The organism is Streptomyces sp. NPDC055078 (assembly GCF_053607985.1).
The window spans coordinates 1-13,226 of the sequence record NZ_JBSGUP010000174.1 but is presented as its reverse complement, the minus strand read 5'-3'; the positions used below and the strand labels follow the sequence as shown (position 1 = coordinate 13,226).

Sequence of the window (13,226 nt, the reverse complement as noted above, 5' to 3'; positions counted from 1 at the left end):
CCCCATGCCTCGCGTGCCCCCGCGCCGCGTGTGCGGCCTCGCGGGCACCGGAGCCGTACATCCGAGTCGTCCGCCGTCCCCGGTGGCGGTCAGACCGCGGCGGAGCGGTACTTGCGGACCGACAGGGTCCGGAAAAGCACGATGATCAGGACGGACCACAGGACCGATGCCAGGATCGGGTTCTGCATGGGCCAGGCGTCGGAGGTCTGGAAGCCGGGCGGCAGATTGCCGAACAGCTCACGGCACGCCTGGACGGTGGCGCTGAAGGGGTTCCACTCGGCGATATGGCGCAGGAACGTCGGCATCTGGTTGGCGTCCACGAACGCGTTCGAGATGAACGTCAGCGGGAACAGCCAGATCAGGCCGCCGGATGTCGCCGCCTCGGGCGTACGGACGGAGAGTCCGATGAGCGCGCCGATCCAGGAGAACGCGTACCCGAGGAAGAGCAGCAGCAGGAAGCCGAGCAGCGCCTTGCCGACGCCCTCGTGGATCCGCCAGCCGACGAGGAACGCGACGACGGCGAGCACGACCAGAGTGAGCGCCGTCTGTACGAGGTCGGCGAGCGTACGCCCGGTGAGGACGGCGCCGCGCGCCATGGGCAGCGATCTGAACCGGTCGATGAGGCCCTTGTGCATGTCGTCGGCGATGCCCGCCCCCGCGCCCGCTGTGGCGAAGGTGACCGTCTGGGCGAAGATGCCGGCCATCAGGAACTCGCGGTACGCCCCTGGGGAGGTGGAGCCGCCGACCTTGATGGAGCCGCCGAAGACATACGTGAACAGGACCACGAACATGATCGGCTGGATCATCCCGAAGATGATCATCTCCGGGATGCGGGTCATCCGGATCAGATTGCGCTTGGCGACGACGAGTGAGTCGTTGACCGACTGCACGATGCCGCCGCGGGGCCTGGGCGCGAGCCTGCCGGCCTCGGTCGTGGTGGTCACTTCGCGCTCTCCTTGCGTGACGTGCGGCCCTTGGATCCGTGCGTGCCGTCCGGTTCGCCGGCGTTCTGCGATTCCTCGGCCTCCTCGGTCTCCAGCTCGGCGGCGTGGCCGGTGAGGGAGATGAAGACGTCGTCCAGGGTGGGGCGGCGCAGTCCGATGTCGTCGATCTCCACCCCCCGGGTGTCCAGTTCGCGAATGACCTCGGCGAGGAGCTTCGCGCCGCCGGTGACGGGGACGGTGAGCTTGCGGGTGTGCTCCACGACGGCGACCTCGCCCTTGCCGAAGCCGGTCAGCACCTCGCGGGCGGCGCCGATCTGCTCCCGCTCGTGCACCACGACCTCGACGCGCTCGCCGCCCGTCCGGGCCTTGAGCTGGTCGGCGGTGCCCCGGGCGATGACCTTGCCGTGGTCCACCACGCAGATGGTGTCGGCGAGGTGGTCGGCCTCCTCCAGATACTGCGTGGTGAGCAGCAGGGTCGTACCGCCGCGGACCAGCTCCTGGATGACCTCCCAGAGCTGCTGCCGGTTGCGCGGGTCGAGCCCGGTGGTGGGCTCGTCCATGAACATCACGGGCGGGGAGATGACCAGGGCGGCGGCCAGGTCGAGCCGGCGGCGCATACCGCCCGAGTAGGTCTTCGCGGGCCGGTCGGCGGCGTCCGCGAGATTGAACCGGTCCAGCAGCTCGACGGCCCGCTTCTTCGCGTCCCGGGCGCTCATCTGGTAGAGCTGGCCGACCATATGGAGGTTCTCACGGCCGGTCAGATACTCGTCGACCGCGGCGAACTGCCCGGAGAGACCGATGGAACGGCGGACTTCATTGGGGTGCTTGAGGACGTCGATACCGGCGACGACGGCCTTGCCGCTGTCCGGCTGGAGCAGCGTGGTCAGCACGCGGACGGTGGTGGTCTTCCCGGCGCCGTTCGGGCCGAGGAGGCCGAGAACGGTTCCTTCGGGGACGTCGAGATCGACGCCGTCCAGTGCCCTTACGGCGCCGAAGGTCTTGACCAGACCCTCGGCGTAGATGGCGCCTGGCATACAGGTCTCCCAGGGTGGCAGGTGGGTGGGTTGTTCGGATGAGGGGCCCGGGCCCCGGGACGTCAGCGGATCGGTCGTACTGCGGATCGGTCGTACTGCGGGCCGGCGGTACTGCGGGCCAGCGGCACGCCGGCAGGCGTACGGCGGACCGGAGGGACTGCGGCACCGGCGCCGCCGTCAGTGCTCACGGAACCGGTGGTGCTGGTGCTGCGCGAAACCACAGTGACGGCGAAAGCGGCGGGCGGAGCTACCGACGTACATACATTTCGCCATTTTGTTACCTTTTTCCATCTCCGTCCGAAACTGACAGGGTCACGGCAGGACCCTCACGATAACGCGATACATCGCGACACTCAAGGGAGTTCGCGATACATCGCGCGCACCGCCGCGAGTCCGCGCGCACCACTCCGAGTCCGCGCGCACACCGCCCGCCGGAACCGGCCTCCCCCACCGGCCTCCCGGACCGCTCACCCGCACCGGTTCTCCCGAACCGGCCCTCCGCCCGGCCCCCGTATACCGGAGCGCGGTCCGCTCAGCCCATGACCGTGACCGTGTACCCCGCATCGCGCAGCCCCGCGGCGACCTCGTCGCAGTGCTCAGGCCCCTTGGTCTCCAGCTCCAATTCCACCTCCGCCTCCGTGAGCCCGAGCCGGGGATCGGTCCGTGCGTGACTCACATCAACGACGTTAGCGTCCAGCACTGACAACGCCCCCAGGAGCGCCGCCAGCGCCCCCGGGCGGTCCGTCAGCCGCAGCCGCAGCGAGAGGTACCGCCCGGCCGCCGCCATGCCGTGCCGCAGGATGCGCTGCATCAGCAGAGGGTCCACATTCCCGCCCGACAGCACCGCGACAACGGGCCCCTCGAAGCTGCGCGGATCGCTCAGCAGCGCCGCCACCGGAGCGGCCCCGGCCGGTTCCACCACCAGCTTCGCCCGCTCCAGGCAGAGCAGCAGCGCACCGGCGAGCGCGTCCTCGGAGACCGTACGGACCTCGTCCAGCAGTTCGCCAATGATTTTGTACGGAAGGTCCCCGGGACGCCCGACCTTGATCCCGTCGGCCATCGTCGCCGGGGCGTCGACGGAGACCGGATGCCCGGCCGCCAGCGACGGCGGATACGCGGCCGCCCCCTCCGCCTGCACCCCGACCAGCCGCACATCGGGCCGTACCGCCTTCACCGCCACCGCGATACCCGCCGCGAGGCCGCCACCGCCGACCCCGATGACGATGGTGCGCACCTCCGGGCACTGCTCCAGGATCTCCAGACCCACCGTCCCCTGCCCCGCGATGACGTCGGGGTGGTCGAAGGGGTGGATGAAGACCCCGCCTGTCTCCTCCGCGTAGTCCACGGCCGCCGCCAGGGTCTCCTCGATCACCTGCCCGCGCAGCCGCACATCGGCCCCGTACTCCTTCGTCGCCGCGACCTTCGGCAGGGGTGCGCCCACCGGCATGAACACGGTCGAGCGCACGCCCAGCAGCGACGAGGCCAGCGCGACACCCTGCGCGTGGTTCCCGGCGGAGGCGGCGACCACCCCGGCCGCGCGCTCCTCCGGGCGGAGCCCCGAGATCCGTACGTACGCGCCGCGCAGCTTGAAGGAACCGGTCCGCTGGAGGTTCTCGCACTTGAGGTGGACGGGTGCGCCGACCAACCGCGTCAGATGCCTGCTGCCCTCCATCGCGGTGGTGCGCGCGACCCCGGAGAGCATCTTCTGAGCCCCTCGGACATCGTCGAGAATGACGGGGCGAAAGGAGTCAGGCGTACGGAAGGTCATGACCTCAAGTCTCGCAGCTCACAGACCGGACGGCGCCCGGATACCACGCTCGCGAACCGCTTGCTCCATGGTTTTCCCAACCCCGTACGGACCGCCCCGGGTCCGCGTACTGTGTCCCCCACCAATCGCCCACCGCACGAGAGAGCCCCCTTTGCCATGCCCACTTCTCAGGACATGACGACTCATCTCAACTCCGGCCTCCTCGATGCTCTCCAGCACCAGGTAGCCCTCTTCGCGCGCCGCGCGGAGCAGACCCGGCTCGGCGGGGTCGGGCAGGTCCGCAACTCCATGGACCGTGCCGCCTATCTGCTGCTCAACCGGCTCGACCGGGAGGGTCCGATGGGTGTCAAAGCGCTCGCGGCGGGGATGGGCATCGACTCGTCGACCGTCACCCGCCAGGTCGCGCCGCTCGTGGACACCGGCCTCGTCAAGCGCACGTCGCACCCGGAGGACGGACGCGCCGTCGTGCTCCAGCTGTCCCCGCGCGGCCAGACCCGGCTGGAAGAGGTCCGCTACTCACGGCGGGAGCTGATGGCGTATGTGACGGACGGCTGGTCGGAGACGGAACGGGAGTCCTTCTGCACCCTGCTCACCCGGTTCAACACCGCGCTCTCCGCCCGCCAGGCCGGACCGGCACCGATGGACCACGTCGTACTGCCGTCGATGGGTACGGAGGCACCCCCGGGAACCCCCTGACACCCCCGCACGGAGCGACAACATGGCCCGGGTACGCCGACCACCCGGGAATGCCCGCCCCCGTACGGGGGGCTCCGCCCGCGAGGAAGCAGCCCTCCCGACAGGAGAGACGCAGCCCTCTTGACCTGGGCCGCTCGACTGCCTCTAGATGAAGAGGTGAGCGAGCGGCAGACGGTCCTCGGGCGTCGCCGCGCCCGTGAGTTCGAGGCGTTCGTCGCGGGTGCGGCCGGACGGCTGCTGCACGCCGCCACCCTGCTGACCGCCGAGCCGCCGGACACCAATCCGTACGCCCAGCGCCTGCTCACCGACGCCCTGGCCCACACCTACGCGCGATGGGACCGGCTGCGCGGCGAGGACCCGTACGACCGCACCCGCCAGGACCTCGCCGTCCGCTTCGCCCGCGGTGCCTGGCGGCGCCCCCGGGCGCACGGCGGGGTCCTGGAACCGCTCGGCCCGCGGGAGCGGCTGATCGTGGTGCTGCGGCTGTACGAAGGGGTCGCGGAGGAACAGACGGCGGCGATCATCGGGCTCCCGGTGGAACGCGTCCGCGCGATCTGCCGCCGGGCGGTGGCGACGTTGTGCGCCGAACGGCGCGGGGCGGCCCCTTCGGCGGGGGCGGTGGAGGCCGTGTCATGAGCCGCCGTGGCCGTGCCGTGCCATGAGCCGCCGTGGCCGTGCCGTGCCATGAGCCGCCCCAGCCGCAAGAAGGAGGACGAGGTCCGCCGGCTGCTCGCGGCCCGCCATACCCCGGTACCCGCGGATCTCGCGGCCCGCGCGGTCGCACGGGGCGCCCGGGTGCTGCGCCGCCACCGGGCGGTGCGCCGGGTGGCCTGGGCGCTGCTGCTGGCCGCGGCGATCGCGTTCGCGGTCTGGGCGGCGGCGGTGGAGCCCTGGGGCGTACGGCCCGCGGATACGACGCCTCCGCTGGAGGGCTGGTGAGGGCGCGACCGGCCTGTGCCCGCCCTGAGGGAGGAGCCGACCGGCCTGTGCGCCCTGAGGGCGGACCTCGCACGATCCGGGCAGATTGCCCCGATATACCCGTATAGCGATCTATCCTGGGAACAGCGGTGCACAGACAGCACCAGGGAGGTCACCATGACCAGAAAAGTCGCTGACTGCCGCAGTTTCCCGAGCGAGATGGACTGCACTCTGACCATCTCCGGCGAGGAGGATGAAGTCGTACGGGCCGCCACCGAGCACGCGGTTTCCGTGCACGGCCATCAGGACAGCCCCGAGCTGCGCACGCAGATCCGGGAGATGCTGGTGGACGAGAAGGTCCACGCCTGACCCGGTACCCGGCGGGTCCCCCGGGTGGCGAGCCGAGGCCCGGACGACGAGCGGGCCCCGGTGAGCGAGCCGACGCCCGTCGCGGGCGCCGGCTCGGCGCAGCAGTGCGCACCAGGGTGTACGAGTACGTATGAGTACGTACGAAAGCGTCGTATCAGTGCTCCAGCGCCTGCTGGAGATCGGCCAGCAGATCGTCGGCCGCCTCGATGCCCACCGACAGCCGCACCAGATCGGCGGGGACCTCCAGCGCCGAGCCCGCGACCGAGGCGTGGGTCATCCGGCCCGGGTGCTCGATCAGGGACTCCACCCCACCGAGGGACTCACCGAGCGTGAAGAGCCGCGCGCGGTCGCAGACGGCGACCGCCGCCTCCTCGCCGCCCTCGACCCGGAAGGAGACCATCCCGCCGAACGACTTCATCTGCTTGGCGGCGATCTCATGGCCCGGGTGCTCCGGCAGGCCCGGGTAACGGACCTCGGTGACCCTGGGGTGGCGGGTCAGCATCTCGGCGACCTTCGTGGCGTTCTCGCTGTGCCGGTCCATCCGGACGGGCAGGGTCTTGATCCCGCGCAGCACCAGCCAGGAGTCGAAGGGACCCGCGACCGCGCCCATCGCGTTCTGGTGGTACGCCAGTTCCTCGCCGACGCCCGCGTCCGCCGCGATCAGCGCACCGCCGACGACATCGGAGTGCCCGCCCATGTACTTGGTGAGGGAGTGCACGACGAGGTCCGCGCCGAGCGCGATCGGCTGCTGGAGATAGGGGCTGGCGAAGGTGTTGTCCACGACCAGCCGGGCCCCCGCGCTCCGCGCGATCTCCGCCACCGCCGCGATGTCGGTGATGCCGAGCAGCGGGTTGGACGGGGTCTCGACCCACAGCAGCCTGGTCTTCGGGGTGACGGCCGCCCGCACGGCGGCCGGGTCGGAGGTGTCGGCGACCGACCACTCGACGCCCCAGCGCGCCACGACCTTCGCGAAGAGGCGGAAGGTACCGCCGTACGCGTCGTTCGGGATGACCACATGGTCGCCGGGTGCGAGCAGCGCGCGCAGCAGGCAGTCCTCCGCCGCAAGCCCGGACGCGAAGGCGAGCCCGCGCCTGCCGCCCTCCAGCGCCGTGAGATTCTCCTCCAGCGCGGTACGCGTCGGGTTGGCGCTGCGGCTGTACTCGTAGCCGCCGCGCAGTCCGCCCACGCCGTCCTGCTTATAGGTGGACACCTGGTAGATGGGCGGGACGACGGCGCCGGTCAGCGGGTCGGCGGTGTTGCCCGCGTGGATGGCGAGGGTTTCGAGATGCTGGGAGCTGTACTGGTGGCTCATGACGCCCGAGCGTAGCTCTGTACGGGCCGGGGACGCGGACCCGGACCACGGCGCGGGCGGCTGCGGTGGGGGCGCGTGACGGGGTGCGCGCTCGGGGTACGCGCGTCGGTGGTACGGCCGGTGGCGGGAGTGCGCGCCCAGCGGTGCGGCCGGCGGCCGGGGTGCGGTCAGCCGGGGTGCGGCCGGCGGCGACGGCGGGCCGGCGCCGGGGCGTGGCCGGTTGTCGGTGGCGTCCGGGACAATGGGCGTCATGGAGATTCTCTGGTTCCTGATCGCGATGGGCATGCTGGCCGCGATCGTCGGCCCGTATGTGCTGCGCCGCCGCGGGGGCGGCGGTATCCGCCAGGTCGCGCCCGGCTCGCCCGACGCCGCCGACCCGGACACCTATGGGTTCGTGCGCCAGGAGGAGCTGGACATCCGGCTCCCCGGCCCCGACCGGGATCTTCTCGATGTGCTCGATGTCGTCCAGCGGACCCAGGACTGGCGGGCCGCGTCGCAGCTGCTCGCCGGGACCCCCAAGGAGGGCGAGGTGCGCTGGCAGCGGGTGCAGGCGTTCGCCGGGGCCGCGTCGCTGGAGTTGCAGCAGCGGCCGGGGGCGGGCGGGGCCTGGCTGCGCACCTGGCGCTCGGAGTCCCCGAAGGACGCGGGCGGCGCGCAGGTCCACGCCGAGTTCCTGGTACAGCAGGCGTGGCGGACGTCCACTGTGGGCGCCGACGACTTCCGGATCATCCTGGAGGAGGCCCGCGCGGTCTGCGCGGAGGCGGCGCTGCTCGCTCCCGGTGACCCCGTCCCGTACATCGTCGAGCTTGCGGTGGCCCGGGGCCTCGGCTATCCGCATGAGCAGTTCGACCAGCTGTGGGCCAAGGTGATCGACCGCGCGCCGGAGCACATGGGCGCGCATCTGGCCGCGCTGAAGTACTGGGGCGAGACCTGGCACGGCAGCCGCGAGGAGGCCGACCACTTCGCCACGACGGCCGCGGCGCGCGCCCCTCAGGGCTCGCTCCTGGCGGCGCTGCCGCTGTTCGCGGTGCACGAGCATGTGCCGGATCTCGTCCTGGTGCAGGGCTTCTACCAGAGCGCGGTGGTTTCCAAGGCGATGGAGGGCGCGCTGTTCGCGGTCCACTCCGCCCGCGCGGACGACCCCATGCTCGCGCATGTACGGCATCTGCTGGTCCTCTTCCTCGTCCGCTCGGAGCGGTGGGGCGAGGCGATGAACGAGCTGGTGCGGGTGGACGGCCATGTGGGGGCGGTGCCCTGGACCCAGAGCCCCGACCCGGCGGCGGAGTACACCCTGTACCGCAACCTCGCGGTGGCGGGATATGAGTCCAACGGCGGCAGTCCGGCGACGCTGTCGCGCTGAGACGCGGGGCGTGGGTGCGGGGCGGGTGTGCCGGGCGTGCCGGGCGTGCGTGCCGAGCCAGCGTGCGGGGCCTCGATCCCGGGTCTGCGTGCCGCGCGGGCGTGCCGGGCCTCGATCCCGGGCCTGCGTGCCGAGCGTGCCAGCGGGGCCTGCGTGCGGGGCCTGAGCGCCGGGCGGCGGTGCCATGCCGCCTCCCGGCGGACCCCGCAGCGGACTCGCCGGGACGGCCCGCCGGGGGAATGCCGCGACCGTCCCGGACGTTTTCCCGATGCCGGCAATTCTGAGGAGCCTTCGTATGTTCCTGTCCCACCGCACACCCCAGCTCCCCACCCCCGATGAAGCCCTGCGCGGACGCCCCGACCCCGCGTTCACCGTCCCCGACCGGCATACGGTCCTGGACACCCCGCTGCTGGGCCCCTATCCGGACGGCCTGGAGATCGCGGACTTCGGCCTCGGCTGTTTCTGGGGCGCGGAGCGCATCTTCTGGCAGGTCCCGGGCGTCTGGACGACCCTGGTCGGCTACCAGGGCGGCCACACCCCGAACCCGACGTACGACGAGGCATGCTCGGGCCTGACCGGGCACACCGAGGCGGTCCGCGTGGTGTTCGACCCGGCGGTCGTGACGCACGAGCAGCTGCTCAAGGTCTTCTGGGAGTCCCACGACCCCACCCAGGGCTTCCGCCAGGGCAATGACGTGGGCACCCAGTACCGCTCCGCGATCTACACCCACTCCCCCGCCCAGACGGCGGCTGCCGAGTCGTCCCGCGACGCGTACCAGCAGGTGCTGACGGGCGCGGGCCATGGCGCGATCACGACGGAGCTGCTGCCCGCCGATGGCCGCCCGTTCTATCCGGCGGAGGGGTACCACCAGCAGTATCTCGACAAGAACCCGGGCGGATACTGCGGTATCGGCGGTACGGGTGTGTCGTGCCCGATCGGTGTCGCGCGGGCCGACGGCTAGGACGAGCCGTCGTCACGGCGCCGACCGCTCGGATGCCGGGGTGGACGGCGAGCGCTGACCGTACGTACGCGTACGTATACGTGTCAGGCGGCTAGCCGCACCTCGCCCTGGCGCGGACCGGTCCCCTGGCGCGGGGTGCCGGGCGCGCGCGGCGAGGCCGATGTCACAGTCGAAGTCCCAGCCGAGGTCAGAGAGGTCACCGCGGTGGCTGATGTCACCGGGCGACCGGACCGCGGCGCACGGCCGGTGGTCAGCTCGCCCTGCGCCAGGGCGAGCAGGTCGGCCAGGCCGAGGCCGAGGGCATGAGCGGCGGCCGCGAGGACCTCGGATGAGGGCTCCTTGCGGCCCCGCTCGATCTCGGAGAGGTACGGCATCGAGATCCGGGCGGTGTCGGCGACGTCCCGGAGCGTACGCCGCTGTGCGAGCCGTTCGCGCCGCAGCACACCGCCGACGACATGACGCCACAGCGGTTCGCCCGATGGCTCACGGGACGGCTCACTGCCCGGGCGCGGAGTGACGAGGCGGACGGGTTTCGGCGCGTGGGTGCTCACCGCTTCAGGGTAGGAGGCACCCGGGCGGCTGGGACGGGGGCGGCGTTGCGCCCGGGGCGAAATCACCCAGGCGACCGCGGTACGCCGGAGCCAGCCGGAGCCCGCCGCAGCGCCCCGGAAAATCGGGAGCCCCCGTCCAAGACCACCGTTAGACTCACGGCATGGGTTGTTTCATGCACTACTTCTTTCTCTGAGATCGGGCGCGGACGCGGCGTACGAGTGACTTCACTCCGCTGACGTCCCCTTCCCCAGGTCCGAACCCAGCTCTGCCGTGCCCCGTGGCACCGGCATGTCACTTTCAGGGAAAGAACCATGCGCGAACGCGCCCAATTGACCTTGCATGACGTCTCCAAGGCGTACGGGACCCGCTCCGTCCTCGATCAGGTGTCCCTCACCGTCCGGCCGGGTGAGCGGGCCGGTCTCATCGGGGAGAACGGCTCCGGCAAGTCCACCCTGCTGCGGCTGATCGCCCGCGCCGAGGCCCCGGACGGCGGAGAGATCACCGTCAGCGCGCCGGGCGGCACCGGGCATCTCGCCCAGACCATCGACCAGACCTTCGGGCTCGGTCCTGAGCACACCGTGAGCGACGCCGTCGACGCCGCGCTCGCCGAACTGCGGGAGATCGAGCGTCGGCTGCGGGAGGCCGAGGCGCGGCTCGAAGCGGAGCCGGGAGATCCGGGGGACGCCGCCCTCGCCGCGTACGGGGAACTCCTCACCGCGTTCGAGGAGCGCGGCGGCTACGAGGCGGACGCGCGCGTCGACGCCGCCCTGCACGGTCTCGGGCTGGCCCGGATCGACCGGCAGCGGGGGCTCGGCACGCTCTCGGGCGGTGAGCAGTCACGGCTGGCGCTCGCCTGTGTGCTGGCCGCCGCGCCCGAGTTGCTGCTGCTGGACGAGCCGACGAACCATCTCGACCGGCAGGCGACCGAATGGCTGGAGGAGCACCTCAGGGCCCACCGGGGCACGGTCGTCGCGGTCACCCACGACCGGGCGTTCCTCGAACGCGTCGCCACCACCATTCTCGAAGTCGACCGGGACACCCGCGCGGTGAAGCGGTACGGCGACGGCTGGGCGGGGTACCGGACCGCGAAGGCGGCGGCCCGCCGCCGCTGGGAGCAGGACCACCAGGAGTATCTGGACGAACTGGCCCGGACGCGGGAGCAGGTCGCGTCGGCGGGGCAGCGCCTCGCCGCCTCGGGCCGCGATCCGGGCGAGGGTTTCGGCAAGCACCGCCGCTCGCACGAGGCCAAGCTGGCCGGCCGGATCAGGGCCGCCCGGCAGCGGCTGGAACGGCTGGAGCGGGAGCCGGTGCCCGCGCCGCCCGAGCCGCTGCGCTTCCAGGCGCGGCCGGTCACGGGGGCGGTCGGCGGCGGCCTGCTCACCGAGCTGACGGACATCGCGGTCGGGGACCGGCTGCGGCTGGACGGCCTGCGGATCGAGGCCGGCCGACGGCTGCTGGTGACCGGCCCGAACGGCGCGGGCAAGACCACCCTGCTGCGTGTCCTGGCCGGTGATCTGCGCCCCGACGAGGGCACGGTGCACCGGGGGGAGCGGGCGCGGATCGGCTATCTGCCGCAGGACCTGCCCGCCGTACCGTCGCCGCTGCCCCTGCTGAGCGCGTACGCGGCGGGCCGCCGTGGCCTGCCCGACGAGTACGCCGGGGAACTGCTGGGCCTCGGACTGTTCCACGAGGAGGATCTGACCGTGCCGGTCGCCGCGCTCTCCGTGGGGCAGCAGCGGCGGCTGGAACTGGCCAGGCTGCTGATGGCTCCCGCGGACCTCCTCGTACTCGACGAACCGACCAACCATGTGGCGCTGAGCCTGGTGGAGGACTTGGAGGAGGCACTGGCGAAGTACGAGGGGGCGCTGGTGGTGGTGTCGCACGACCGCCGGTTCCGCGGCGGGTTCGACGGCGAGCGACTGGAGTTGCGTTCCGGCCGGGCCGCTCCCTGACATCCGGCCGGATCCCGTACGGCTCTTGGTCCACACCTGTACGCCATTAGGGTTCAGGGGTGGGGATCAGTGAGCAGCGGGCGAAGGCGAACATACCGAGACAGGCGACAGCGGCGGGGGCCTCGGACGTCCGCGCGGACGCGGACCGGGGGGTGGACGCGGGCGCGCAGGCGGACGCGGGCCAGCAAGCGGAGGCGGTCGCGGGCGCGCAGGCGGACGCGGGCCGGCAAGCCGAGGCGGTCGCGGGCGCGCGCGTGGACGTGGCTGTCCGCGCGGACACCGGCGGCGCGGACACCGATGGCGCCGGGGACACGGGCGGGTGGGGCGCGGCCTCCTGGTGGCGCGTCCCGCTCGTCGCGACCGCCGCCGTCGTACCGCTGTACGTCCTGTGGGCGGGCTGGCTGGCGACCGGCGGCGGCGATCTCGCGGCGCAGCTCGCCTGGACCGGGTTCACCGAGCGGCACCCGTCGTCGGCGTACAACCTCTCCTGGTACGGCGGCATGCACACCGCCAACTACAGTGTGCTGGCTCCCCCGCTGATGGCCGCTCTCGGCGTCCGGACGGTGTCCGTCGTCGCCGGTCTCGCCGGGACCTGGCTGCTCGCCGCTCTGCTGGTCCGCCGGGGGGCGCGGTGGGGCGTGCGGTGGCCGCTGTGGCCCGCGCTGCTCGGCGCGGTCGCGGTCTGGTGCAATATCGCGTCCGGGCGGACGACGTTCGCGCTGGGCGTCGCGATCGGTCTGCTCGCGCTGCTGTACGTCCGCCGGACGGCGCTCGCCGCCGTGTGCGCGGCGCTCGCGACGATGGCGAGCCCGGTCGCGGGGCTGTTCCTGGTGGTGGCCGCCGCCGCGTATCTGCTGGAGCGGCGGTGGCGCAGGGGGCTGGTGCTGGTGCTGCCGCCGGCCGCGGTGGTGGGCGCGACGGCGCTCCTCTTCCCCTTCGACGGGGAGATGCCGATGAAGTCGGGGAGGCTGTGGCTGCCGCTGCTGGTCTGCGCGGCGGTGGCCGTCGCCGCCCCGCGCGCCTGGCGTCCGGTGCGGTACGGCGCCGGGGTGTACGGCCTCGGGGTGGTGCTGACGTATCTCATCCCGTCGCCGATCGGTACGAACGTCGAGCGCCTGGCGGGGCTCGCGGGGCCGCCGGTGCTGCTCGCCGCGCTGCTCGCGTACGGCGGCTTCGGCAGGTCGGCGCGGAACGGGCCCGGCGGCGGTCCCGGCACACCGCCGCCGGGCCCGCGCGGGCGGGCGGGGGCGTGGGGATGGCGACGGGAGCGGGCGGCTCCGCGTACGGCTCGGGGGGTGTGTAGGGCTCCTGGGCGGTGTAGGACTCCTGTGGTGCGTACGGTCCTTGCGCGGCATACGGC

Annotated in this window: 12 protein-coding genes and 1 pseudogene; 8 read left to right on the top strand and 5 right to left on the bottom strand. The window is 72.5% G+C overall.

Going from position 1 to position 13,226, the window contains the following annotated elements:
- Positions 1–89: 89 nt before the first annotated feature.
- From ACWF94_RS17045 to ilvA, 3 genes are all read right to left on the bottom strand, one after another.
- Entirely contained in the window at positions 90–944 is an 855-nt protein-coding gene (locus ACWF94_RS17045; RefSeq protein ID WP_453488287.1) for an ABC transporter permease, read from the bottom strand.
- Positions 941–1,978 (bottom strand): ATP-binding cassette domain-containing protein, encoded by a 1,038-nt coding sequence (locus ACWF94_RS17040; protein ID WP_453488285.1) that lies wholly within the window; start codon positions 1,976–1,978, stop codon positions 941–943. Before ACWF94_RS17040 ends, ACWF94_RS17045 begins: the two co-directional genes overlap by 4 nt.
- A gap of 532 nt (positions 1,979–2,510) precedes the next feature.
- Entirely contained in the window at positions 2,511–3,746 is a 1,236-nt protein-coding gene (gene ilvA, locus ACWF94_RS17035) for a threonine ammonia-lyase (protein WP_453488283.1), read from the bottom strand.
- Between the two features lie 156 nt (positions 3,747–3,902).
- On the opposite strand from ilvA, the gene ACWF94_RS17030 reads away from it, so the two are divergent.
- The 4 genes from ACWF94_RS17030 to ACWF94_RS17015 all read left to right on the top strand — a co-directional run bounded on the left by ACWF94_RS17030 (position 3,903) and on the right by ACWF94_RS17015 (position 5,729).
- Complete coding sequence (locus ACWF94_RS17030) at positions 3,903–4,442, top strand: MarR family winged helix-turn-helix transcriptional regulator (protein WP_453488281.1); 540 nt, start codon at positions 3,903–3,905, stop codon at positions 4,440–4,442.
- 156 nt (positions 4,443–4,598) lie between these two features.
- The gene (locus tag ACWF94_RS17025) at positions 4,599–5,078 is read left to right on the top strand and encodes a sigma factor-like helix-turn-helix DNA-binding protein (protein WP_453488279.1); all 480 of its coding nucleotides are present in this window, start codon (positions 4,599–4,601) and stop codon (positions 5,076–5,078) included.
- Positions 5,079–5,126: 48 nt separating this feature from the next.
- Positions 5,127–5,381 (top strand): hypothetical protein, encoded by a 255-nt coding sequence (locus ACWF94_RS17020; protein ID WP_453488278.1) that lies wholly within the window; start codon positions 5,127–5,129, stop codon positions 5,379–5,381.
- A 156-nt stretch (positions 5,382–5,537) separates the two neighbouring features.
- Positions 5,538–5,729 (top strand): DUF1059 domain-containing protein, encoded by a 192-nt coding sequence (locus ACWF94_RS17015; protein ID WP_453488276.1) that lies wholly within the window; start codon positions 5,538–5,540, stop codon positions 5,727–5,729.
- A 154-nt stretch (positions 5,730–5,883) separates the two neighbouring features.
- Here ACWF94_RS17015 and ACWF94_RS17010 read toward each other — a convergent pair whose 3' ends face one another.
- Entirely contained in the window at positions 5,884–7,041 is a 1,158-nt protein-coding gene (locus ACWF94_RS17010; protein WP_453488274.1) for a cystathionine gamma-synthase, read from the bottom strand.
- A gap of 250 nt (positions 7,042–7,291) precedes the next feature.
- Here ACWF94_RS17010 and ACWF94_RS17005 point away from each other — a divergent pair, with 250 nt between their 5' ends.
- A complete protein-coding gene (locus ACWF94_RS17005; protein ID WP_453488273.1) occupies positions 7,292–8,401 on the top strand; it encodes a hypothetical protein in 1,110 nt (369 codons plus the stop codon).
- 295 nt (positions 8,402–8,696) lie between these two features.
- The gene (msrA, locus tag ACWF94_RS17000; RefSeq protein ID WP_453488271.1) at positions 8,697–9,362 is read left to right on the top strand and encodes a peptide-methionine (S)-S-oxide reductase MsrA; all 666 of its coding nucleotides are present in this window, start codon (positions 8,697–8,699) and stop codon (positions 9,360–9,362) included.
- An 83-nt stretch (positions 9,363–9,445) separates the two neighbouring features.
- On the opposite strand, the gene ACWF94_RS16995 is transcribed toward msrA, so the two are convergent.
- Positions 9,446–9,913 carry a helix-turn-helix domain-containing protein gene (locus ACWF94_RS16995; RefSeq protein ID WP_453488269.1) on the bottom strand — a complete coding sequence of 156 codons (468 nt, stop codon included), beginning with the start codon at positions 9,911–9,913 and terminating at the stop codon, positions 9,446–9,448.
- A gap of 312 nt (positions 9,914–10,225) precedes the next feature.
- Here ACWF94_RS16995 and abc-f point away from each other — a divergent pair, with 312 nt between their 5' ends.
- Complete coding sequence (gene abc-f, locus ACWF94_RS16990) at positions 10,226–11,866, top strand: ribosomal protection-like ABC-F family protein (protein WP_453488267.1); 1,641 nt, start codon at positions 10,226–10,228, stop codon at positions 11,864–11,866.
- Between the two features lie 377 nt (positions 11,867–12,243).
- Positions 12,244–13,226, top strand: a pseudogene (locus ACWF94_RS16985) (hypothetical protein); the annotation flags it as partial.

Bases quoted from the DNA above. Each gene is read 5' to 3' on its own strand.
- msrA (WP_453488271.1), top strand. From the start codon at position 8,697: ATGTTCCTGTCCCACCGCACACCCCAGCTCCCCACCCCCGATGAAGCC.
- ilvA (WP_453488283.1), bottom strand. From the start codon at position 3,746: ATGACCTTCCGTACGCCTGACTCCTTTCGCCCCGTCATTCTCGACGAT.
- ACWF94_RS17040 (WP_453488285.1), bottom strand. From the start codon at position 1,978: ATGCCAGGCGCCATCTACGCCGAGGGTCTGGTCAAGACCTTCGGCGCC.
- abc-f (WP_453488267.1), top strand. From the start codon at position 10,226: ATGCGCGAACGCGCCCAATTGACCTTGCATGACGTCTCCAAGGCGTAC.
- ACWF94_RS17030 (WP_453488281.1), top strand. From the start codon at position 3,903: ATGCCCACTTCTCAGGACATGACGACTCATCTCAACTCCGGCCTCCTC.
- ACWF94_RS17015 (WP_453488276.1), top strand. From the start codon at position 5,538: ATGACCAGAAAAGTCGCTGACTGCCGCAGTTTCCCGAGCGAGATGGAC.
- ACWF94_RS17005 (WP_453488273.1), top strand. From the start codon at position 7,292: ATGGAGATTCTCTGGTTCCTGATCGCGATGGGCATGCTGGCCGCGATC.
- ACWF94_RS17020 (WP_453488278.1), top strand. From the start codon at position 5,127: ATGAGCCGCCCCAGCCGCAAGAAGGAGGACGAGGTCCGCCGGCTGCTC.
- ACWF94_RS17010 (WP_453488274.1), bottom strand. From the start codon at position 7,041: ATGAGCCACCAGTACAGCTCCCAGCATCTCGAAACCCTCGCCATCCAC.